This window comes from Actinobacillus delphinicola, from assembly GCF_900638385.1.
GTDB lineage: Bacteria > Pseudomonadota > Gammaproteobacteria > Enterobacterales > Pasteurellaceae > Actinobacillus_C > Actinobacillus_C delphinicola.
In genome coordinates this window covers 1,565,676-1,587,090 of the sequence record NZ_LR134510.1, presented here as the reverse complement: position 1 = coordinate 1,587,090, position 21,415 = coordinate 1,565,676, and the positions used below count along the sequence as shown (strand labels likewise).

Genomic DNA, 21,415 nt, shown 5'->3' with positions numbered 1-21,415 from the left:
AATCCCTCAATGAGGGATTTTTTTATTTCGATTCTAAATATTTTACTAATTGCTCACCGAAAGGTTTACGCCATCCTTGGAGTAAAGTTGGTAATTTAGTTTCATCTTTTTCAAGTAAGTAATACCATTTAAGGAAATTATCGACACGTTTTTTATTTGCAATTAATTCCACGGGGACATTTTCGGAAAAATTTTTATTTAAAAAATCACGTAATTCTTTACTTAATTGCTTATAGCCCTCAATTTCATAAAGATTTTTTTCTAAAATTGGATAATTTTCTTGTGGCTCTTTTTCGCATTTTTCTAAAATTCTTAAAATTTTTTTCCCGTGAATTCTCACTTCATGCGAATGCAACCCTATTTCCAATAAATCAAAAGTACTCTTCGCACCATTTTTTGCGACTTTCCATAAATTTTCTGCCTTCACAACAAAATTTAATGCAAGATCACGCTTTTTAGCCTCTTCATAACGCCATGCGGCAAGATGCTGAATACGACACAATTCAATCCCCGCTAATTTTTGAATTTGAGGAATTTTGAGATACATTTTTTCACTGCTTATCGTTTTTTGTGATTTTACTAATAAACTTTGGCAGTCATCCCACGCCGCATCAAACCATGGAGAAGCTTTTAAGCGAGTATTAATCGCTTCAAATAACGGTAGAAGATAAGCAACATCACCTGCTGCATAGGTTAATTGTACATTTGATAATGGACGTGCGAGCCAATCCGTACGTGATGCCCCTTTATCCATATCAAAATCAAAATACTCTTTTAAAAGCGTAGCAAGCCCTACTGAAACACCTGCTCCTAAAAATTGCGCCATAATCTGCGTATCTAACATCGGTTCAGGTAACTGATTAAATTGATGCTTAAAGACTTCTAAATCTTCAGAACACGCATGCAAGACTTTAATTACATTACGATTTGCCAATAATGCACAAAATGGTGAGAAATCAGTAATTGCAAGTGGATCAATTAAACTTAGCTGTTCCCCATCATAAAGTTGAATTAAACCCAGTTGCGGATAAAATGTTCGTGTCCGTACGAATTCAGTATCTAAGGTAACAACCGCTTTTTGCTGTGCTTTTTCGCAACAAGTAGTAAGTTTTTCATTCGTATCTACCATCACAAAAGATGGCATATCATGTAATTTATTATTTTCCATCATTCTTACTTCCCATAACTTACACTATGAAAATAAAAAACCACCGAAGTGGCTTTTTATTAAAATTATTTCTGAATATCTTAAATAAACAAATAGATTATTCAGCTTTCTTTTCTGCCAATTTAGCTAGCTCACGCTCACGCACAACTCGGCGTAAAATCTTACCGACATTACTTTTCGGTAATTCATCACAAAATTCAACGAATTTAGGCACTTTATAGCCCGTTAAATGTTTACGGCAATGGTTACGCAATTCATCTACATCAAGGCTATCATCTTTTTTGACAACGCAAACTTTAATTTGCTCACCCGATACAGCATGAGGAACACCGATTGCTGCCACTTCGTTTACTTTCGGATGCAGCATAACAACATCTTCGATTTCATTTGGATACACATTAAAACCAGAAACGATGATAAGATCTTTTTTACGATCCACGATGCGTAAAGTGTGATCTTTATCCATTACCACGATATCACCTGATGCCACCCAGCCATCTTGTAACACTTTGGCGGTTTCTTCAGGGCGTTGCCAGTAACCTTGCATAACTTGATCACCTTTAATCCAAAGCTCCCCTGCTTCGCCCATTTTTGCTTCGGTACCATCTTCTTTAATAATTTTGATATCGGTATTTGGCATTGGTACACCTATAGAACCAGTATGTTCTGAATTTGTATTCACGCAAGCCGCAATCAACGGCGAACATTCAGTCATGCCATACCCTTCCGTAATATGTACGCCTGTTGTTTCATACCAACGTTTTGCTACCGCACGTTGCACCGCCATACCGCCACCAACGGTAAAGTTTAATTGAGAAAAATCAACTTCTTTGAAGCCTTCATTATTTAATAATGCATTAAATAAAGTATTAACCCCTGTAATTGCTACAACAGGATATTTTTTCAATTCTTTAACGAATGCATTAATATCACGCGGATTGGTAATCAATAATCCTGTAATCCCCATTTCAATGAAGAGTAAGCAGTTTACCGTTAATGCAAAAACGTGATACATCGGTAATGCGATAGCTGCGATACGTTCTTTATTACTTTTACCGATCGCAAAATCCCCTAACCATTTCGCTTGCTGTACATTCGCTACTAAATTACCATGGGAAAGCATTGCACCTTTTGCAACACCTGTTGTACCACCCGTATATTGTAAAAAAGCTAAGTCTTGGCGATCAATTTGTGGACGCAAGTATTGACGATGTTTACCCACTGCTAATACTTCACGGAAAGATACGGCATGCGGTAATTTATATTTTGGCACTAATTTTTTAACGTATTTCACCACAAAGTTTACGAGTGTACGTTTACCAAAAGAAAGTTGATCGCCCATGCGGGTTAAAATAACGTGTTTTACATCCGTATTAAATACGATTTCTTCTACTGTTTTCGCAAAGTTAGATACCACTACAATGGCTTTTGCTCCACTATCTTGAAGTTGATGTTCTAATTCACGTGGTGTGTAAAGTGGATTTACGTTGACTACTACCATACCAGCACGTAAAACCCCAAATAATGCGATCGGATATTGCAAAATATTTGGCATCATTAATGCGACACGATCACCTTTTTGTAATTTCAATTCATTTTGCAAATAAGCAGCAAAGGCTCGACTACGTTCCTCAAGCTTACGGAAAGTTAGAGCTTGCCCCATATTAATATAAGCTGCACGATCAGGATGTTCGCGCACAGCTTTATCAAACATTTCAAGCAAATTATCATAAAGACGCGTATCAATTTCTTTTGGGGCATCTTTAGGATAATTCTTCAGCCACGGACGATTGCGTTCTTCGATTTTTTTATTCAAAAATTGTGCAAATTTTTTCATTGTTATCTCATTGTAATACAAATAATATTAATCACGACCTGGTAATTTTTTCCAAGTAACTTGATTACGTAAATAAATTGGCTCGATAGATACAGCATCTTGCCATTGTTGTTGTAAAAATTTTGGTAATGCAAGGGAGAGCATGAAACGTGCAGAAGGAAGAATAATCTCGCTATTCATCCCTAGCCCAACTTGTGCGAATTCAGCATATGCGTCCCAGCCTGTCCCCACACGTTGCCACTCGTTTGCTTTGGCTAATGTGGTATTGTCATTTAATTGCTGGATAACTCGCTCAGGGCTTGCCACTTCTTCAGCAAGCAAAACGTCCCATTGTGAGAATACGCCCTCATGATTCGCAAGTTGAATCGCTTTATGCGTTAATTGAGAAAAATAAACTTCATTCATTCTTGCATCAATCGCTGTCATGACTTGTGTTGCTTGATTTTGTTCAAATGCTTGTTGCGCCATTGCTTCCAAGTCTGAAATACCAATTACAGGCAAATCCGCGCCTAAGGCCAGTCCTTGAACAATCCCAGTTCCAACACGTACCCCAGTAAAGCTACCTGGTCCACGACCAAATACTAAGGCATCCACTTGATTAAGGCGTAATCCAGATTGTGCAAGAATTTCATCAATCATTGGTAAAATGCGTTGGGTATGTGTACGGCTTGCCACCTCATCTAAACTAGTAATTTGACCGTTATGAAGTAAAGCCACAGAGCAAGCTTCCGTAGACGTATCTAATGCAAGTAAAGTTGTCATAGTTATCTCTAATTATTTTTTATTTTGTAACGAAGTTAAGAATTGTACCACGTTGCGTAGGCTACGGGTACGTTTTGCGTTAGGTAAACTTTGTAAAAAAATGGGTGCATAGCGTTGCATCACCAGACGGCTATCGCAAATAATCACTACGCCTTTATCGTTGACATCACGAATCAAGCGCCCTACGCCTTGTTTTAAGGTAATCACCGCCTCAGGAATTTGAATTTGATTAAATGGATTTCCGCCTTGTAAACGGCAATCTTCTAAGCGTGCCTGTAATAAAGGCTCATCAGGTGCGGTAAACGGTAATTTATCAATAATGACCAAGGATAGCGCTTCACCGCGCACATCGATTCCTTCCCAAAAACTTGTTGTGGCTACTAGTACCGATTTTTCCTCGTTCACGAATTTATCTAATAGCTGCATTTTGGTAGTTTCGCCTTGTAATAATATGTTTAAATCACTGTGTTCACGGAAATATTCAGCAAATCCACGCATCATAAAATAAGAAGTACAAAGGACAAAACAACGACCTTTATTTGCCTCAATCACGGGCAATAATCTTTTCGCCAATTCAGTTAATGTATTCGCTGTATTAGCTTGTGGTAAATAACGTGGCACACACAATATGGCTTGATTTGGATAATCAAACGGACTTTCTAGCCGCAATTGTTCACCAGAACGAATCCCCATACGATGACAAAAATAATCAAATTTCCCTGCTACTTCGAGCGTCGCGGACGTAAAAATCCACGCAGCCTCTTGCTTTTCCATTTGACGAGAAAAACGCCCAGCTACCGACAGTGGCGTAATATTCAAACTAAAATGACGTCCAAAGGTTTCAAACCAATAGCAGTAACCTGTTACTTCAGTTGCACACAGACGATCTAAAAGTTCACTAAATGCTTTCACTCGATCAAAAATATTGCTAAGTGATTGCGCACGTTTGCGTGCGGGTTCAATCACTTCCAAAGCAAAGGTCAATTTTTCTTGTAGCACGCTAATTGCTTGCTGTACTGCCTCTTGGGCGATCACATCTCGCCAATTTCCACGTAAACTTTCATTAGTCAAAGTAAGGCGAAAATCTTGCACCGCTTTATGAATACTGTCAGACACTGCCTCAAGCTGTTTCATATCTTTTAATTCGGTACGATAAATTAAAACCAAATCACGGCAAAATTCAAAAAGCTGACGGCTTGTTAAGGTTTCACCAAAATATTGAGCGGCAATATCGGGGACTTGGTGTGCTTCATCAAAAATGACAATTTCTGCCGCTGGAATAATTTCACCAAAACCATTTTCTTTCACCGCCATATCGGCAAAAAATAAATGGTGATTTACCACCACAACATCTGCTTGAGCTGCTTTTTTACGTGCTTTCATCACATAACATTCTTCGTATTTCGGGCAATCCGTCCCCAAACAACTTTCAGTCGAACTCACTAATTGTGAAAAAATGGGGCTATCTTCCGCAATACTGGTACACTCTGCAAAATCGCCTGTTTGTGTCCGTGCATTCCAGTGACGAATTTTTTTAAGATCAGCGAGCACTTCTTTATTCCCTAATACGCCTTGTGCAATCGCATAATCAAGTCGTTCCAAACAAAGATAATTGGCGCGCCCTTTTAATAAAGCAGTGGTTCCTGAGAAATGTAAAGCATCAGTAATGGTAGGCAAATCGCGATTAAATAGTTGATCTTGAAGGTTTTTAGAACCTGTCGAAATAATGGTCTTCTTTTTAGCAAGCAATGCAGGTACGAGATATGCAAAGGTTTTTCCTGTTCCAGTCGGTGCCTCTACAACAAGTTGTTGATGATTTTCAATCGCATTATCAACGGCAAGTGCCATTTGTACTTGTTCATCACGTGGTTGGAAACCTTCTATGGCGCGCCCTAAGCCACCATCTTTTGAAAAAACCTGTTTAACTCTACCGTTGCTCACTGCTATTCCTGATCTGTTATGAAAAGTCGCTATTCTAGCAGAAAGTCATGCGTTCGACATTTTTTATCAGAAAAAAGCATAAATTTTTACGAAAATGCGGGCGTGATTTTGCAAAAAATAAAAAAGGATTTAGCCGAAACTAAACCCTTTTCCTAAGAAAATATGATTTATACCGCAAGTAAAATACGAGTCGGATCTTCGAGTAACTCTTTGATCGTTACGAGGAATCCCACGCTTTCTTTTCCATCAATTAAACGGTGATCGTAAGAAAGGGCGAGGTACATCATCGGACGAATCACCACTTCCCCATTTAGTGCAATTGGGCGATCTTTGATTGCATGCATCCCTAAAATTGCACTTTGTGGCGGATTGATAATTGGTGTTGACATTAATGAACCAAATACGCCACCATTTGTAATAGTGAAGTTACCGCCTGTCAGATCTTCAACAGTCAATTTACCTTCCTGCCCTTTAATTGCATAGGCTTTAATTTCTTTTTCAATCTCTGCCATGGATTTTTTATCGCAATCACGAATGACAGGCGTCACAAGCCCACGTGGGGTAGATACGGCAATACTGATATCAAAGTAATTGTGGTAAACCACATCATCACCATCGATACTTGCATTAATCGCAGGGTAACGTTTTAACGCCTCAACCACGGCTTTTACATAAAATGACATAAAGCCTAGACGCACGCCGTGTTGTTTTTCAAATTTTTCGCCATATTTTTTACGCAAAGTTTGAATCGGTAACATATCGACTTCATTAAAAGTGGTGAGCATTGCGGTATTGCTTTTTACTTCTAAAAGGCGCTCTGCAATGCGCTTGCGTAAACGTGTCATAGGTACACGAGTTTCGCTGCGATCGGCATTAAACACCATTTCTTCAACAACGCTAACTTCTTCAACCGTTTGTGGAGCTTGATGTGCGATATGCTGTTCAATATCTTCACGGGTTAAACGCCCATTTACCCCTGATCCTTCAATATCATTACGGGATAAATCGTGTTCTGCAAGTAAACGGCGTACCGCAGGTCCCATGTCATTATTACTTTCGGTTTCAATACGCGTTGTGATAGTTTCGACTTCTTGCGGTTGTGCAGTTGCACTCGCATTAATGACTCCAAGTAATTGTTTACTTACCACTGTCGCCCCAACTGGCTCAACGATTTGTTCTAATACCCCACTTTCAATGGCAGGGACTTCTAGCACAACTTTATCCGTTTCAATTTCCACTAAAACTTCATCACGTTGTACCATATCGCCAGCTTTTTTATGCCAAGCGACAACCGTTGCATCTGCAACAGACTCTGGGAGAACTGGCGTTAAAATTTCAAAAGTCTGCATATTTTTTCCTTTTTTACTAAGTACGCCCCGATTTTCATAAAATTTTATGAAAATTAAGGCGTGGGCAATGTTATGAATTTAAAGCGGTTTCAACAAGTTTACGTTGTTGCATTTGGTGCAAGGCAGCATCACCTGTTGCCGTCGCAGCAGCAGCAGGTCGTCCCGCATAGCGCAAAGATATATTATTCGGTAATGTTGCGATTAATTGGGATTGAATAAACCACCACGCACCTTGATTTTGGGGTTCTTCTTGGCACCAAATCGCTTCGTGGCACTGCGGATATTGTTTAATGATATCTGCAATCGCTTTTTGCGGATATGGGTAAAGTTGTTCGATACGGATAATCGCAATATGGTTTAACCCTTGTTGGCGACGTTGTTCTAATAAATCATAATAAACTTTACCTGTACAGAAAATAATGCGTGTGATGTCATTTGCAATCAACGGATCGACCTCGCCAATCACGGTTTGGTAACCGCCATGTAAGAAGTCTTTTTGTTCGGAGACCGCCAATGGATGACGTAATAATGATTTTGGTGTCATTACGATTAATGGGCGGCGCACGTTACGCAAAATTTGGCGACGTAAGAGATGATAAATCTGCGCTGGCGTAGTCGGTACGCACACTTGCATATTATCTTCCGCACATAGCTGTAAGTAACGTTCTAAGCGTGCTGATGAATGTTCTGGACCTTGCCCTTCATAGCCGTGTGGTAGCAACATGGTTAAACCACACATTCTGCCCCATTTCTGTTCACCTGAGCTGATAAATTGATCCACCACCATTTGCGCACCATTTGCAAAATCACCAAATTGGGCTTCCCAAAGCGTTAATGTTTGAGGTGCGGTACTTGCATAGCCATATTCAAACGCCAGCACGCCTTCTTCTGAAAGCATAGAATCCCACACTTCAAAATGCCCTTGTGGTTGTCCTAGATGTTGTAATGGATAATAGACTTCTGCATTTTGTTGACTATGCAACGCAGCGTGGCGATGTGAAAATGTCGCACGCCCTGCATCTTCTCCAGAAAGACGGACGTTATGCCCTTCTGTTAAAATGGTCGCATACGCCATGGTTTCACCCATTCCCCAATCGAATGGCTTTTTCCCTTCTGCCATCAAGCGACGATCCGCATAGACTTTTTTAACACGGTTATGTAAAACGTGATCTTCAGGATAATCACTTACCGCTAACGCAAGTGCTTTAAATTGTTTTGCCGTAACGTGATCTTTTGGATTATCCCATTTTGTTGTGAGTAACGCTTTTGACCAATATTTCCCGTTTTCGCTCGGCTCAGCCCATTCACTAACCATGGTCGCATTATTTTCTAAGCCTTGACGATAATCTTCTTTCATCGCATTTACTTGTTCAGCACTTAGGGTCCTATTTTCTTGTAAGAAAGTGGCATATTGTTGTGCAACGGTTGGGTGTCGTTTAATTTTTTGGTACATCAAAGGTTGCGTCATAGCAGGCTCATCGGCTTCATTATGTCCATGACGACGGTAAGATACTAAATCAATAAAAATATCTTTGTGGAAAGTCTGACGATAAGCCACTGCTAAATGAGCTGCACGCACCACTGCCTCGGCATCGTCGCCATTTACATGTAGAACTGGCGCACCAATCATTTTCGCTACATCGGTACAGTAGTACATGGAGCGAGTATCTTGTGGATTTGAGGTCGTAAAACCGATTTGGTTATTGATGACAATCCGAATGGTGCCACCAATGGTATAACCACGAGTTTTTGACATATTCAAGGTTTCTTGCACAATGCCTTGCCCAGCCAACGCCGAATCACCATGCACAGTAACCGCCATCACTTTGGTTCGTTCGGTATCATGAATGCGATCTTGACGAGCACGCACAGCCCCTTGAATAACGGGACTTACGATTTCTAAATGGGACGGGTTATAGGCTAAATTTAAATGAATTCGTGCGGTATCTGTCACAAAATCACTTGAAAAACCTTGGTGATATTTCACATCGCCTGATCCTGTATATTGCATTTTCCCAGCAAATTCATCAAAAAGGGCTTGCGGTTTTTTACCAAAAACATTCACCAGCATATTTAAACGTCCTCGGTGTGCCATGCCGAAAACAATTTCTTCTACATTATTGTGAGCGCTGGTGCGAATAATTTCTTTCACTAACAGAATAAAGGCATCACTACCTTCAAGGGAAAAACGTTTTGCTCCCGTAAATTTTGCCCCTAAATAACGCTCTAAGCCCTCGGCGGCAATTAATTCTTGTAAAAATTGTTGCTGTTGTTGTGCAGTGAAAATAGGTCGATCTTGCTCTAATTGGGCTTGTAACCATTTCTGTTCGTGACGATCCGCATAATCAAATTCCGCACTTAATGTTTGGCAATAACTTTGATGAAGTTTCTCTGCCAATGCTTGCAATGTCATTTGTGTTTGCTGATTGACAGTATGCGGTAAATTAAATGTTTGGCTAAGATCCTGAGAATGGAAACCATAATGTTGCCAATGCAGATCTTCCGCTTCTCGGATTTCACTTAATGGATTGGTATTCGCAAATTGATGACCTTGCGAACGATAGGCATCAATGAAACGCATTAAATCGGTTGCATGTTGTTCGGTATGCGATGTTGCTCGCAAAACATGAGATTGTTGTACTTGCTTTTTAAAAGCCTCACGAATTTTAGAATGAGCCTGCTCAGGATAAGTCGTTTTTGCGAAACGAGAAAAAATCTCGCGCCAACTGGGTTCTACTTGTGCTGGATTATCTAAATAAATTTCATATAAATCTTCAATATAAGCCTGATTACTTCCTGCAAGTGCGCTGCTTGCCAACCATTCTTGTAATGTTTCTTGTTTCATTTATTTCTCCAGTATTTCTCCAGTCATCAAGTAAATAATATTTGTTTATTATAGCCTGATTTTTCAAAAAGTTGCTGATTTTCATCCAGCTTAACACAATAAAAAAGCAAGAACATAACTGTCCTTGCTTTCAAGCTAATTTTTTAAATATGGGTTATATTGGCGCTCTTCTCCAACAGTGGTTGGCTGCCCATGCCCTGCCACAATAATCATCTTATCACCTAATGGGAATAATTTATTTTTTATTGAGGCAATAAGATCCGCATGGTTTCCACGTGGAAAGTCAGTTCGCCCAATGCTTTGTTGGAAAAGTACATCACCCGTAAAGGCAACATTGTGCGCTTTATTGATAAAGCCAACATGCCCTGGGGTATGTCCTGGCAAATGTAAAACCTCTAGATCAATATCGCCGATTTTTAGCACTTCGCCATCTTCCAACCAACGATCTGGCTCAAAAGCATCGACTTCTTTTAAACCAAATTGAAGAGCTTGTTGATGAAGTCCATCTAACCAGAACTTATCCTCTTTTTGCGGACCAAGGATTTCTACACCAAAGTGTTTTTTTAATTCTTCCGCCGCCCCGACGTGATCAAGATGTCCATGTGTCAGTAAAATAGCTTTAACGTTTAGCCCTAATTCTTCGACACGTTTAATGATTTTTTGCGCATCGCCACCTGGATCGATTATCGCGGCATTTTTTTCATCATCCCAAATTAGACTACAATTTTGCTGAAATGCCGTTACGGGTAATAATTCAACTTGCATGGTATCTCCTTTTATTTTACCACGCCCCATTTTTCATAAATTTTTATGATTTATGGGGCGTGATTTTGCATTTTAATGATGTTCAACTCGTGCCAATAGTTGATCTTTTGGCAATGCTTGGAGCTTACGTAAACGCCTTACTAATAAGAAAGCGGCGATACTTAAACTCACCAAGAAAGCAATCCAAAATCCTTCTGCTCCCAGTGCTGGGACAATCCAGTTAGTGCGCGATAAAGTGTATCCCAATGGAATACCAATCACCCAGTAGCAGAATAACGTAATATACAAAATAGGTTTGGTATCTTTATAGCCTCGTAAAATCCCCCCAGTAATTACTTGGAAAGAATCGGAAAATTGATAAAGTGCTGTTAAGATTAACAAACTTCCTGCCATTAAGATAACTTTTTCGTTGGAAACGAAAATTGCGGCAATATGAAAACGGAAAATAAAGGTAAAAATCGCTAAGAAAAGTGCTAATCCTTGTCCCATTGCTAAAGATAAATAACTAATTTCTTTAGCCAATTTCACTTTTCCTTCACCTAAACGTTGCCCTACCACAATCGTCGTCGCCATCCCTAAAGATAATGGGAAAATAAAGAGTGTAGAACTGTAATTTAAGGCAATTTGGTGACTTGCCACGACATCTGTTCCCAATGGCGCAAGTAAAAGCGAACTGATCGCAAAAAGCATCACTTCACTACATACGGCTAAGGCAATCGGTAAGCCTAATTTTAAAATTTGTCCTAAAACGTGAAAATCGGGTTTTTCAAAAAGATGCTCAAAGACTTTTAAATCACGTTGGCTTGGTGCTTTATAACAATAAAGCATCATTAAAAGCCCCATACACCAGTTTACAATCGCTGTCGCAAAACCACACCCAACGGCACCGTATGCAGGTAACCCTAATTTTCCATAAATAAAAATATAGTTGAGCGGAATATTCAACATCAATCCGCAAAATGCGATCACCATTGCAGGTTTAGTTTTCGCAATTCCGTCATTTAAGCCACGGAAATTAATCAATAATAAAAATCCAGGCACACCCCAAAGCATGATATTCAAATAGCCCTCGGTAGTATGCGCAAGTTTCGGCGGTAAGTTCATAAATTGGATAACATAGTGACTATAATAAATCAGTAATCCAAGGACAATACTAAGACCAATAACAAGCCAAATTCCTTGGCGAATTTGGTGAGCAATTTTATCTCGTTGTCCAGAACCATTAAGATAAGAAACGATTGGCGGTAATGCCAAAAGTAAACCATTCCCAAATAAAACTAAAGGTGCCCAAATCGAAGCACCAACTGCGATTGCCGCCATGTCTGTTGCACTCACACGTCCTGACATAATGGTATCCACAAGCCCCATGGAGCTTTGCGCTAATTGTGCCAAGAAAATCGGAAAAGCAAGACCTGAAAGCCGTTTCGCTTGTAAATAATATTTTTCAAAATAACGCTGTTTCATAAAAAATCCGAAAATTGTTATAATCTAAAAGTTTTCCAATATATTCATTAATAAGAGAGTAAAAAATGTTTACAGGTATTGTTCAAGGAATTGCCCCTATTGTGGCAATTGATGAAAAGGTAAATTTTAGAACACATACTATAAAAATGCCACCTTCCTTGCTAAAGGATTTACAATTAGGGGCATCTGTTGCCAATAATGGTGTTTGTCTAACTGTTACTAAAATCGATGGCGATTTAGTGAGTTTTGACTTAATGCAAGAAACGTTAAAACTGACTAATCTAAGCCAAGTAAATGTTGGCGATTCAGTTAATATTGAACGTGCAATGCAAATGGGTACCGAAATCGGTGGTCATATCCTTTCTGGACACGTCTATTGCATGGCAAAAGTTATCAATATTATTCCAAGTGAAAATAACGTCCAAATTTGGTTTGAAATGCCAAATAACGGTGCAATCAAATATATTCTTCACAAAGGTTTCATTGCGATTGATGGTATTAGTTTAACTATCGGTGAAGTAAAAGGTAATACATTCTGCGTAAACCTTATCCCTGAAACCCTACAACGCACAATGATCAGTAAACGCCCTATCGGTAGCCTTGTAAACATTGAGATCGATCCACAAACCCAAGCGATTGTCGATACAGTTGAACGATATTTAAAAAATCGTCAAATTTAATTAAAAATAAAAAGCCTCTTACATCAAAAATATATAAGAGGCTTATATTTTCTAATATTCTAGCCTATTTTAGTTTACCTGTAATGCGGCACCATTCATCATTTTCCGCAACAGGATCGAGGTCAAATTTTTCTGCATATGTATCACAAACACCCTGTGCTTGTGTTGTTAAAATCCCTGATAATCCGAGATCACCCGCTGGTAATACGAGTTCACTAATTGTCGGATAAAGTTCTTTTAACGGACCCGCTAAAATATTTGCAACAACAACTTCTGCTTTAAGATCTTTCGGCGCATCTTTTGCTAAAAAGAGCTGTAAACGATCTGCTACGCCATTTTGTTCCGCATTATTAGTACTTGCGGTAATTGCCTGTGGATCAATATCAACCCCAATTGCATTTTTTGCGCCTAATTTTAATGCAGCAATAGCGAGAATACCTGAACCGCATCCGAAATCAATAACAGTTTTGCCTTCTAAATCAAGACCTTCTAACCATTCTAAGCACAATGCTGTTGTTGGGTGCGTACCTGTACCAAACGCAAGACCAGGATCGAGCATCACATTTACTGCATTTTCATCTGGAACTTCACGCCAGCTTGGACAAATCCATAAGCGTTTACCGAATTGCATTGGGTGGAAGTTATCCATCCATTCACGTTCCCAGTCTTTATCTTCAATTTGTTCTACTTTATAAACATCGTCTGCTAAGTAACCCAATGCTTTTAAGCCTTTTACAACTTCTTGCATATCAGTTTCTGCATCAAATAAAGCGATCACATCCGTGTTGCCCCATAAACGCGTTTCGCCCGGTTGAGGCTCAAAAATCGGAGTATCTTGACTATCGACAAAAGTCACTGACACTGCACCAAGATCTTCTACTGCTTGGCTTAATGCTTCTGCTTGTTGATCCGTACTATTCATACGGAGCTGTAACCACGCCATTATTATTCCTTAATTATCTAAATTACACTGATAAAGCTTGGTATAGTAAAGGACACGCCTTAAAAATTCAACGCTTATAAAAGATTTATGAAACAAGTGCTAACATTTCTTCGGCATTTGCTAACGCAGTTTCTGTAATTTCACTACCACCGAGCAATTTGGCTAATGCATGCACTCGAGTTGCTGGCGTTAATTTTTTCATCATGGTTTCTGTTTTATCATTCACCACATGTTTTTCTACAGCAAAATGATGATGCCCACAACATGCTACTTGCGGTAAATGAGTAACACAAATCACTTGGGTATGCGCCCCTAAGTTACGTAATAATTGCCCTACCACACTCGCAGTCGCACCACTAATGCCCACATCAATCTCATCGAAAATGAGGGTTGGAATCGCATTTTTATGCGAGGTTAGCACTTGTAATGTCAATGCAATACGTGAAAGTTCTCCGCCTGATGCGGTTTTATTTAAAGCTTGAGCCTGTTGACCAAGATTACTACGTAAATTGAATGCGATACTGTCTGCGCCTTTTGCGGTTAATTTATTTTCATCAAAATTCAGTTCAATAGAAAAGATCGCATTTTCCATGGCTAACTTTTGGATATTTTCCGTGACTTGTTGTGATAAAACTGTCGCTTTTTCCATGCGCGATTGATGTAAACGCTCTGCGGTTTCTAATGCGTGGCGGTATGCTTTATTTTCCTCTTCAATCAAGGTTTGTTCACTTTCAGAAAAATCAACTAACTCTGTTAATTCTTGTTTTAATTGTTGATGTAGTTGATAAAGCGCTTCTGGTTTAACATTATGCTTACGTGCCAAATTAATGCATTGGCTTAGGCGATCCTCCACGTCTTGTAATAAAGCGGGATCTTGTTCAATATTGCTGCTTAAAATCTGCAATTCAGAAGAAGCTTCTTGAATTTGTATTAATGCCTCTTGTAATAACGTATTAACTTCTGCATATTGAGCGTCTAGTTCTACTAATTCTCCAATGTGCTGTGTCGCACGATATAATAAAGATTCAATATTAACTTCTTCATTTTCACTTAATAACTGTGAGGCAGACTGCGATAACATACTTAATGTTTCACTATTGGATAAACGAGTATGTTCTTTTTCTAATTCTTCATATTCATTCTCTTTCAGTGCAAATTCATCTAACTCAGCTACTTGATATTCAAGTAATTGTTTTTTCGCTGCATTTTCTTGGCATTTTTGATGAAAAGTCGCTACTTGCTGTTGTAAATTTTTCCAATTTGAATAATCTGCCTGCATTTGATTTAAAACTGACGTATGCTCACAATAACAATCTAATAATTGCATTTGATACTCGGGTTTCAATAATTGTTGGGCAGCATGTTGACCATTAATTTGCACTAAAAATTGCCCGAGTAATTTTAATTGTTGTGCGGAAACAGGTGTACTATTGATAAAGGATTTAGAACGACCATCTGGGCTAATGACACGACGCAAAATACAGTTTTCAGGATTATCTGTATCTTGTAACTCTTGTTCAATCAACCATGTATAAGCTGGGTTTTCAGGAGAAATATGAAATACGGCACAAATATCTGCACGGTTTTCATTGTCACGCAACATTGTGCTATCGGTACGCTGCCCAAGACAAACACCTAATGCATCCAAAGCAATAGATTTACCTGCCCCTGTTTCACCAGTAATAACTGACATACCAGTTGCAAATTCAATATCAACATGATGGACAATTGCAAAATGATTAATTGTTAATTGAGTTAGCATAAAAAATCCCCTTTACTGTATATGCGCTCAGTTTAAAACTGTTTTTATATACAGTAAAGTGATTTTTTAATCTTCGGCTAATTTTTATTTCTTAACCAACCTAATTTAGAACTTAATACATTGTAATAATTATAATTATTCAAATGTAGTAAACGTAATTTATGTGGGCTTTTTTGAATATGTACAACATCTGTTGGTCGGATATTTAGTGTAATTTGACTATCACACCCCACTTCAAGACCAGAATGCTGGTGATCGGCAAAACGAATAGAAACCTTGCTATCGCCATCAATGACTAAAGGACGAGAAGATAATGTATGAGGGAACATAGGTACTAATGCTAAAGCATTAAGATCAGGTGTCATAATCGGACCACCTGCTGATAAAGAGTAAGCTGTTGATCCTGTCGGCGTGGCAATTATTAAACCATCAGAGCGCTGAGAAAAAGCGAACTTATCATTAATATATACATGGAAATCTAACATATGTGCAATCTTGGCCGGATGAACCACTGCCTCGTTCACCGCACACGCTGCCTGGTAAACGCCATCATCTCCTTCTATTTTTACTTCAAGTAAAAAGCGTTCCTCAACAAAAAATTCACCACGTTCTAAACAAGCTTCAAGCTGGGTATAAGTTTGGTTAGGGTCTATATCAGTTAAAAATCCTAAATTTCCTCGGTTAATCCCGATAAGTGGAATATTATATTTTGCAAAATCTCGAGCTTTACCTAGCATATTACCGTCGCCACCAATCACAATAACTAACTGTGCTTGTTCGCCTATTTGTTGCAAATTTGCAATATATTTCGGTGCTAAATGAAGCTGGTTACCAATTTCAGGCTCAACTAGCACCTTATATCCACGATCATTTAACCAATTAAACACATTCTTATGCATACGCAAGGTATTATCCCCACGAGGTCTTCCAACTAACCCGATGGTATGGAAAGTTTTATGTAATGATTGATGTGTCAATGTGTGTCTAGTCGTTGTCATATTCTAGATATTAAGAAAAGTTCTATACTTGAATTTACAAAATTTAACGCTATATTACACATATTATTCTGGCTTGACTAGCCAATGACACAGATCATTTATTTTAACAATCACAAAAATGGAGAAGGCCATGTCTACAAAAAACAACCCAGTTCATGAAGAAGTGACCGCTACCGAAGACGTAGAAAAAGACTTACCAGAACAAGAAACTCAAGAACAAGAAATGACTGAATCAGATCCACTTGCTGATGCGATTGAACGTGTACAAGAACTAGAAGAACAATTAGCAGAAGCAGCCAAAAAAGAACAAGATATCTTACTACGTAGCCGCGCAGAAATTGATAATATTCGCCGTCGTGCTACTCAAGATGTTGAAAAAGCTCATAAATTTGCACTTGAAAAATTTGCAAAAGATCTTCTTGAATCTATCGATAATTTAGAACGTGCTCTAGCTGTTCCAACAGATGAAATGGCAGAAAATGTTCGTGCAATTATTGATGGTGTTGAATTAACCTTAAAAGGTTTATTAAAAACCGTTGAAAATTATGGCATTAAAGCTGTAGGTGAAGTAGGCGAATCTTTTAATCCTGAACTTCACCATGCTATTAAACAAGAGCAAGTAGAAGGCATGGATTCAAACAAAATTACTAATGTCCTACAAAAAGGTTATACTTTAAACGGACGTGTCATTCGCCCAGCAATGGTAATGATTTCAGCGTAATAGAATGTTTTATTTAAATAATGGTTAAATTGTATTTAACCATTATTTTTTTATTCTGAGGATTTTAATCATGTTTTTGCGTATTCCTCCCCTTTTATTTATCTTTAGCCTAATCTTTATGTACTTAACTCCAGTATATTATCCATTCAAATTATCACCATTAGTTAGCCTATTTTTTCTTACCCTTGGTATTATCATTGCTATAAGTAGTTTATCGTTATTTATCAAAAACAAAGCAAATATTAGTCCTCTTGATTTAAATAATACAACATACTTAATTGATACTGGTATTTATCGTTATACCCGTAATCCTATGTATCTTAGCTTATTGCTTATCCTTATTGCTTACTTCTTCTACTTAGAAAATTTATTATCATTTTGGGGAATACTATTTTACTATTTTATGACCACTCACTTTCAAATAAAAAAAGAAGAAAAACACTTATTAAAACAATTTGGTAACCAGTATCAAGCTTATATGCATAAAGTGGGACGTTGGATATAAATAATTTATTTTACACTTTCCATGAAATAATATATTAGCTCGATTTAACAATAATTTTCTGCTTTCCCTTTACAATCAAAAAAAAGGGCTTTAACATAGCCGTGCGGTATGATTTTATATTAAAGAAGAAGGTAGAAATATGGAAAACTTAATAAAAGTATTAAATAATAAAAGAAGTTTACGACGCGTAATTAATGAAATGAGTTTAGACGACGCCGAAAGCTGTTTATTAAAACTTCAAGAAATTATTGAAGAACGTCGAGCTGAAAATGAAAAAATTGCACAACAACTCGCTGAAAAAGAACGTGCAGTTTCTGAATTACGTGAAAAAATGGCAACACTAGGTATTTCTATTGAAGATCTTGGTGGTAATGCAACAACTCGTTCTAGTAAAAAAGGAACCAAAGTTCCTGCGAAATATGAATGGATGGATGCAGAAGGTACAATCCATCAATGGACAGGTCGTGGTAACATGCCTTTATCTTTAAAAGCAGAAATCAATGACCATAATAAAACATTAGAAGATTTCTTAATTAAATAATTTACTAGAAATTAAATAAACAAAAAGCCGTCATAAAATGTGACGGCTTTATTTTTGAAAAAAGGAAATCTAAAAAATAAAAATGCCAGCGAAATAATTCACTGGCAATAAAACTGGCGGAGGAAGTGAGATTCGAACTCACGGAGGGCTACAAACCCTCGCCGGTTTTCAAGACCGGTGCCTTCAACCACTCGACCATTCCTCCGTTCTGAACGCGAGCAAATATAATATAAAAAAATAAACTCGTAAACAAATAAATGCATTTTTTATTTCAATCGCCATTTATTTAATCGATATGATCGCATTTTACGCATTAATGTTATTTTTCCTTCTCTCTTTGCATTGACATTTATCAACATAGCTATTACTTTACCCTAAATTCTATTCTATTTTTTCTTAACATTAGGAGCTTTTCATGCGTATGCGTATTGATACAGATCGTCTTAACGAAAATGGCTACTCTGCTTCTGCATTAAGCACGAACAGAGTGCTAAGAAACACTTACTTCTTACTCGGACTAACCCTCGCTTTTTCTGCCCTAACCGCCTATATTTCAATGGCACTAGGACTTCCGCCTCTTAGTCCATTAATTGTTATTATCGGTTTTTACGCATTACTCTTTTTGAATAATGCACTGTCTAACAGTGGTTGGGGAATTTTATCCACCTTCGCATTAACAGGATTCATGGGATACACTCTCGGACCTATCATCAATATGTACCTCGGTGCAGGTCTTGGCAGTGCCGTTGCCTATGCTTTTGCTGGAACAGCAGTCGTCTTTTTTGCAAGTTCCGCTTATGTGTTAACTACGAAACGTGATATGTCATTCTTAGGCGGCACAATGATGGCACTCTTTGTTGTGCTTATTATTGGCATGATTGCAAGTTTCTTCTTCCATACTCCAGCTTTCATTATCGGTATTAGCTCACTCTTTGTGATCTTCTCTACCCTTGCAATCCTTTATGAAACTAGTGAGATCGTAAATGGTGGAGAAACAAATTATATCCGAGCAACCGTAAATCTTTATGTTTCAATTTATAACTTATTCATCAGCTTACTTAATATCCTCGGTATTATGAACCGTGATGACTAAACTTGTTAAATAAAGAAAAGCACCTTAAAATTAGGTGCTTTTTTTATAAAAATAATAAAAGGAAACCTATGCTTACTGTTAATGACAAACAGATTGAAACAGATAAAGAAGGGTATCTTCTGAATCATCAAGAATGGTCAACCGATGTCGCGATTGCTATCGCAAAACAAGAAAATCTTGAATTAACAGAATTACATTGGGAAGTCATTCTCTTTGTTCGTGAATTCTATGAAGAATACAAAACCTCTCCTGCAATTCGCATGCTCGTAAAAGCGATATCCCAAAAATTTGGACCAGAAAAAGGAAACAGCCGCTACTTACAAAGACTTTTCCCAAATGGCGTTGCTAAGCAAGCAACAAAACTTGCAGGACTGCCAAAGCCTGCTAAATGCCTTTAAAAAAGATAAAATCACGCCACATTTTTCTTAAAAAATTATTTAATAAATTACTTGTGGTGTGATTTTTACCGTAGAATTGAAAAATTTAAGAAAACTACTTTTTCTATAACATCTTCTACTTCTATATCTTCTACTCGAGCATACGGATTCATTTTAGGTAATTTATCAATAAACTTTTGTACAATTGCAGACTCCCCTTTCACTATAATTTCCACTCCTCCATTAGATAAGTTTTGCACCGTACCTACCAATTCTAGCTGATCGGCTAATCGTTTCGTATAAAAACGAAATCCCACACCTTGCACACATCCTGTGACAAGAATTCTAACGACTTTCATATAGCCTCCAACATCAAGATATATTTGACTAAAAAATATATTTTTTTGTTTATATTTATAACATTTTAGCTTAGCATACCAACAATTTATATTACGAAAACTCGAGTCATTTACTTATACAAGGAGAAATCATGAAATTATCTACCGTTGCCCTCGCAAGTATTGCACTTTTTTCATCTGCGACAAGCTTTGCAGGGATGCTAAGTGTATCGCCGAATATTGAAGTATTAGCACTAGACGGACATAAAGTAAAAAATCCCACTTTTAGTGAACTAAAAAACTTAGAAATTAGCAATAATCACGTTCATCAAGCCGTTATAAGTGTAAGTGACATTATTAATCAAGGGAATAATCAAGTTTTATATGAATCAGATCCTATTATTGTTACCTTTGATAGCCACGATCAAAATGTCATGTTAAATGTACCAAGATTACGCAATCAATTTGAAGTAAATGAATTTAAAAATAATCCTCATATCAATGTGACAACTCAAAGTGGTCAAAAAATTCCATCCAAACAAGCTTTTCTTCCACAAGAAGGTTTTCTACCTGGATTAAACTTAATTGACAATATTGCTAAATATAATGCATCTAATGGTGTTGCATCTGTTTCTTCTTTTGCAATGATCAAAAAAACTGTGCCAAGTGACGTTGTCACAAATGAATCTATGTCGCTTGCTGGCGATACATATCAAATAAAAAAAGAAAAAGTTGTCGTTAAAGGACAAAATATTGCAGAACAACAATTACAATTTTGGTTCCAACAGGCGGATAAAGCAACAAAAGCACGCTTCTTAAAATGGGCTAAAGCACAAAAATAGTATTATTTTCTATATAAAAAAGAGGAAATTTATCAATAAGTTAAATAAATTTCCTCGCCTTTACCTATAAAATATGCAAACAATGTACCATATTTAAACGTATTGATCCAAATTTAAGCACTTGAATTATTTTTTATTTTTTCCCTTTGACATGGGAATAAAAATACATATAATACGCCTCGTTGATTCGCAACAACGAATCAAAACGAAATAAAGTTTAAGTTTTGCGGGAATAGCTCAGTTGGTAGAGCACGACCTTGCCAAGGTCGGGGTCGCGAGTTCGAGCCTCGTTTCCCGCTCCACTTGCCCGGGTGGTGAAATCGGTAGACACAAGGGATTTAAAATCCCTCGGCTTTCGAGCCGTGGCGGTTCAAGTCCGCCTCCGGGCACCAATACTTTATTACTATGCGGGAATAGCTCAGTTGGTAGAGCACGACCTTGCCAAGGTCGGGGTCGCGAGTTCGAGCCTCGTTTCCCGCTCCAC

19 protein-coding genes and 4 tRNA genes are annotated in these 21,415 nt (G+C 37.8%); 10 read left to right on the top strand and 13 right to left on the bottom strand.

Annotated features, from left to right (window positions below; translation table 11 throughout):
- Positions 1-22: 22 nt before the first annotated feature.
- From rnd to EL259_RS07370, 8 genes are all read right to left on the bottom strand, one after another.
- Complete coding sequence (rnd, locus tag EL259_RS07405) at positions 23-1,171, bottom strand: ribonuclease D (protein WP_126600385.1); 1,149 nt, start codon at positions 1,169-1,171, stop codon at positions 23-25.
- 94 nt (positions 1,172-1,265) lie between these two features.
- Positions 1,266-3,005: a long-chain-fatty-acid--CoA ligase FadD gene (gene fadD, locus EL259_RS07400; RefSeq protein ID WP_126600383.1), complete on the bottom strand. Its 1,740-nt coding sequence runs from the start codon at positions 3,003-3,005 to the stop codon at positions 1,266-1,268.
- 27 nt (positions 3,006-3,032) lie between these two features.
- Positions 3,033-3,773, bottom strand: coding sequence for a tRNA (adenosine(37)-N6)-threonylcarbamoyltransferase complex dimerization subunit type 1 TsaB (gene tsaB, locus EL259_RS07395; RefSeq protein ID WP_172594251.1), 741 nt, complete (start codon positions 3,771-3,773; stop codon positions 3,033-3,035).
- A gap of 6 nt (positions 3,774-3,779) precedes the next feature.
- Positions 3,780-5,708: an ATP-dependent DNA helicase gene (locus EL259_RS07390; protein WP_408608228.1), complete on the bottom strand. Its 1,929-nt coding sequence runs from the start codon at positions 5,706-5,708 to the stop codon at positions 3,780-3,782.
- Positions 5,709-5,875: 167 nt separating this feature from the next.
- Positions 5,876-7,057, bottom strand: a complete 1,182-nt coding sequence (gene odhB / locus EL259_RS07385) for a 2-oxoglutarate dehydrogenase complex dihydrolipoyllysine-residue succinyltransferase (RefSeq protein ID WP_126600377.1) — start codon at positions 7,055-7,057, stop codon at positions 5,876-5,878.
- Between the two features lie 70 nt (positions 7,058-7,127).
- The gene (locus EL259_RS07380) at positions 7,128-9,902 is read right to left on the bottom strand and encodes a 2-oxoglutarate dehydrogenase E1 component (RefSeq protein ID WP_126600375.1); all 2,775 of its coding nucleotides are present in this window, start codon (positions 9,900-9,902) and stop codon (positions 7,128-7,130) included.
- A 135-nt stretch (positions 9,903-10,037) separates the two neighbouring features.
- On the bottom strand, positions 10,038-10,667 hold the full coding sequence (locus tag EL259_RS07375) for an MBL fold metallo-hydrolase (protein WP_126600373.1): 630 nt from the start codon (positions 10,665-10,667) through the stop codon (positions 10,038-10,040).
- Positions 10,668-10,739: 72 nt separating this feature from the next.
- The gene (locus tag EL259_RS07370) at positions 10,740-12,131 is read right to left on the bottom strand and encodes an MATE family efflux transporter (protein ID WP_126600371.1); all 1,392 of its coding nucleotides are present in this window, start codon (positions 12,129-12,131) and stop codon (positions 10,740-10,742) included.
- A gap of 65 nt (positions 12,132-12,196) precedes the next feature.
- On the opposite strand from EL259_RS07370, the gene EL259_RS07365 reads away from it, so the two are divergent.
- Complete coding sequence (locus tag EL259_RS07365) at positions 12,197-12,811, top strand: riboflavin synthase subunit alpha (protein ID WP_126600369.1); 615 nt, start codon at positions 12,197-12,199, stop codon at positions 12,809-12,811.
- A gap of 64 nt (positions 12,812-12,875) precedes the next feature.
- Here EL259_RS07365 and prmA read toward each other — a convergent pair whose 3' ends face one another.
- The 3 genes from prmA to EL259_RS07350 all read right to left on the bottom strand — a co-directional run bounded on the left by prmA (position 12,876) and on the right by EL259_RS07350 (position 16,514).
- Complete coding sequence (gene prmA / locus EL259_RS07360) at positions 12,876-13,754, bottom strand: 50S ribosomal protein L11 methyltransferase (protein ID WP_126600367.1); 879 nt, start codon at positions 13,752-13,754, stop codon at positions 12,876-12,878.
- Positions 13,755-13,839: 85 nt separating this feature from the next.
- Positions 13,840-15,516: a DNA repair protein RecN gene (gene recN / locus EL259_RS07355; protein WP_126600365.1), complete on the bottom strand. Its 1,677-nt coding sequence runs from the start codon at positions 15,514-15,516 to the stop codon at positions 13,840-13,842.
- Between the two features lie 77 nt (positions 15,517-15,593).
- Positions 15,594-16,514, bottom strand: a complete 921-nt coding sequence (locus EL259_RS07350) for an NAD(+) kinase (protein WP_126600362.1) — start codon at positions 16,512-16,514, stop codon at positions 15,594-15,596.
- 130 nt (positions 16,515-16,644) lie between these two features.
- On the opposite strand from EL259_RS07350, the gene grpE reads away from it, so the two are divergent.
- The 3 genes from grpE (at position 16,645) to EL259_RS07335 (ending at position 18,281) form a co-directional block, all read left to right on the top strand.
- Complete coding sequence (grpE, locus tag EL259_RS07345) at positions 16,645-17,235, top strand: nucleotide exchange factor GrpE (protein ID WP_232019035.1); 591 nt, start codon at positions 16,645-16,647, stop codon at positions 17,233-17,235.
- 118 nt (positions 17,236-17,353) lie between these two features.
- The gene (locus tag EL259_RS07340) at positions 17,354-17,740 is read left to right on the top strand and encodes a methyltransferase family protein (RefSeq protein WP_172594237.1); all 387 of its coding nucleotides are present in this window, start codon (positions 17,354-17,356) and stop codon (positions 17,738-17,740) included.
- Positions 17,741-17,879: 139 nt separating this feature from the next.
- A complete protein-coding gene (locus EL259_RS07335; RefSeq protein ID WP_126600357.1) occupies positions 17,880-18,281 on the top strand; it encodes an H-NS family histone-like protein in 402 nt (133 codons plus the stop codon).
- Positions 18,282-18,395: 114 nt separating this feature from the next.
- Here EL259_RS07335 and EL259_RS07330 read toward each other — a convergent pair.
- A tRNA-Ser gene (locus EL259_RS07330) sits at positions 18,396-18,486 on the bottom strand.
- A 210-nt stretch (positions 18,487-18,696) separates the two neighbouring features.
- On the opposite strand from EL259_RS07330, the gene EL259_RS07325 reads away from it, so the two are divergent.
- Positions 18,697-19,374 (top strand): Bax inhibitor-1/YccA family protein, encoded by a 678-nt coding sequence (locus EL259_RS07325; RefSeq protein WP_408608227.1) that lies wholly within the window; start codon positions 18,697-18,699, stop codon positions 19,372-19,374.
- Positions 19,375-19,442: 68 nt separating this feature from the next.
- Complete coding sequence (locus EL259_RS07320; RefSeq protein WP_126600356.1) at positions 19,443-19,772, top strand: TusE/DsrC/DsvC family sulfur relay protein; 330 nt, start codon at positions 19,443-19,445, stop codon at positions 19,770-19,772.
- 65 nt (positions 19,773-19,837) lie between these two features.
- Here the strand turns inward: EL259_RS07320 and EL259_RS07315 are convergent, their stop codons facing one another.
- The gene (locus EL259_RS07315; RefSeq protein ID WP_126600354.1) at positions 19,838-20,110 is read right to left on the bottom strand and encodes an acylphosphatase; all 273 of its coding nucleotides are present in this window, start codon (positions 20,108-20,110) and stop codon (positions 19,838-19,840) included.
- A gap of 131 nt (positions 20,111-20,241) precedes the next feature.
- Here EL259_RS07315 and EL259_RS07310 point away from each other — a divergent pair, with 131 nt between their 5' ends.
- The 4 genes from EL259_RS07310 (at position 20,242) to EL259_RS07295 (ending at position 21,414) form a co-directional block, all read left to right on the top strand.
- Positions 20,242-20,931: a curli polymerization inhibitor CsgI-related protein gene (locus EL259_RS07310; RefSeq protein WP_126600352.1), complete on the top strand. Its 690-nt coding sequence runs from the start codon at positions 20,242-20,244 to the stop codon at positions 20,929-20,931.
- A 226-nt stretch (positions 20,932-21,157) separates the two neighbouring features.
- A tRNA-Gly gene (locus EL259_RS07305) sits at positions 21,158-21,233 on the top strand.
- A gap of 3 nt (positions 21,234-21,236) precedes the next feature.
- Positions 21,237-21,323, top strand: a tRNA-Leu gene (locus EL259_RS07300).
- Between the two features lie 15 nt (positions 21,324-21,338).
- Positions 21,339-21,414, top strand: a tRNA-Gly gene (locus EL259_RS07295).
- Position 21,415: the final 1 nt, after the last annotated feature.

What these genes read in the sequence shown, in the direction of transcription:
- odhB (WP_126600377.1), bottom strand. Translation starts at nt 7,057, where the DNA reads ATGCAGACTTTTGAAATTTTAACGCCAGTTCTCCCAGAGTCTGTTGCA.
- EL259_RS07365 (WP_126600369.1), top strand. Translation starts at nt 12,197, where the DNA reads ATGTTTACAGGTATTGTTCAAGGAATTGCCCCTATTGTGGCAATTGAT.
- recN (WP_126600365.1), bottom strand. Translation starts at nt 15,516, where the DNA reads ATGCTAACTCAATTAACAATTAATCATTTTGCAATTGTCCATCATGTT.
- EL259_RS07370 (WP_126600371.1), bottom strand. Translation starts at nt 12,131, where the DNA reads ATGAAACAGCGTTATTTTGAAAAATATTATTTACAAGCGAAACGGCTT.
- EL259_RS07340 (WP_172594237.1), top strand. Translation starts at nt 17,354, where the DNA reads ATGTACTTAACTCCAGTATATTATCCATTCAAATTATCACCATTAGTT.
- EL259_RS07335 (WP_126600357.1), top strand. Translation starts at nt 17,880, where the DNA reads ATGGAAAACTTAATAAAAGTATTAAATAATAAAAGAAGTTTACGACGC.
- prmA (WP_126600367.1), bottom strand. Translation starts at nt 13,754, where the DNA reads ATGGCGTGGTTACAGCTCCGTATGAATAGTACGGATCAACAAGCAGAA.
- grpE (WP_232019035.1), top strand. Translation starts at nt 16,645, where the DNA reads ATGTCTACAAAAAACAACCCAGTTCATGAAGAAGTGACCGCTACCGAA.
- EL259_RS07320 (WP_126600356.1), top strand. Translation starts at nt 19,443, where the DNA reads ATGCTTACTGTTAATGACAAACAGATTGAAACAGATAAAGAAGGGTAT.
- EL259_RS07310 (WP_126600352.1), top strand. Translation starts at nt 20,242, where the DNA reads ATGAAATTATCTACCGTTGCCCTCGCAAGTATTGCACTTTTTTCATCT.
- EL259_RS07350 (WP_126600362.1), bottom strand. Translation starts at nt 16,514, where the DNA reads ATGACAACGACTAGACACACATTGACACATCAATCATTACATAAAACT.
- fadD (WP_126600383.1), bottom strand. Translation starts at nt 3,005, where the DNA reads ATGAAAAAATTTGCACAATTTTTGAATAAAAAAATCGAAGAACGCAAT.
- EL259_RS07375 (WP_126600373.1), bottom strand. Translation starts at nt 10,667, where the DNA reads ATGCAAGTTGAATTATTACCCGTAACGGCATTTCAGCAAAATTGTAGT.
- EL259_RS07380 (WP_126600375.1), bottom strand. Translation starts at nt 9,902, where the DNA reads ATGAAACAAGAAACATTACAAGAATGGTTGGCAAGCAGCGCACTTGCA.
- EL259_RS07315 (WP_126600354.1), bottom strand. Translation starts at nt 20,110, where the DNA reads ATGAAAGTCGTTAGAATTCTTGTCACAGGATGTGTGCAAGGTGTGGGA.
- rnd (WP_126600385.1), bottom strand. Translation starts at nt 1,171, where the DNA reads ATGATGGAAAATAATAAATTACATGATATGCCATCTTTTGTGATGGTA.
- EL259_RS07325 (WP_408608227.1), top strand. Translation starts at nt 18,697, where the DNA reads ATGCGTATGCGTATTGATACAGATCGTCTTAACGAAAATGGCTACTCT.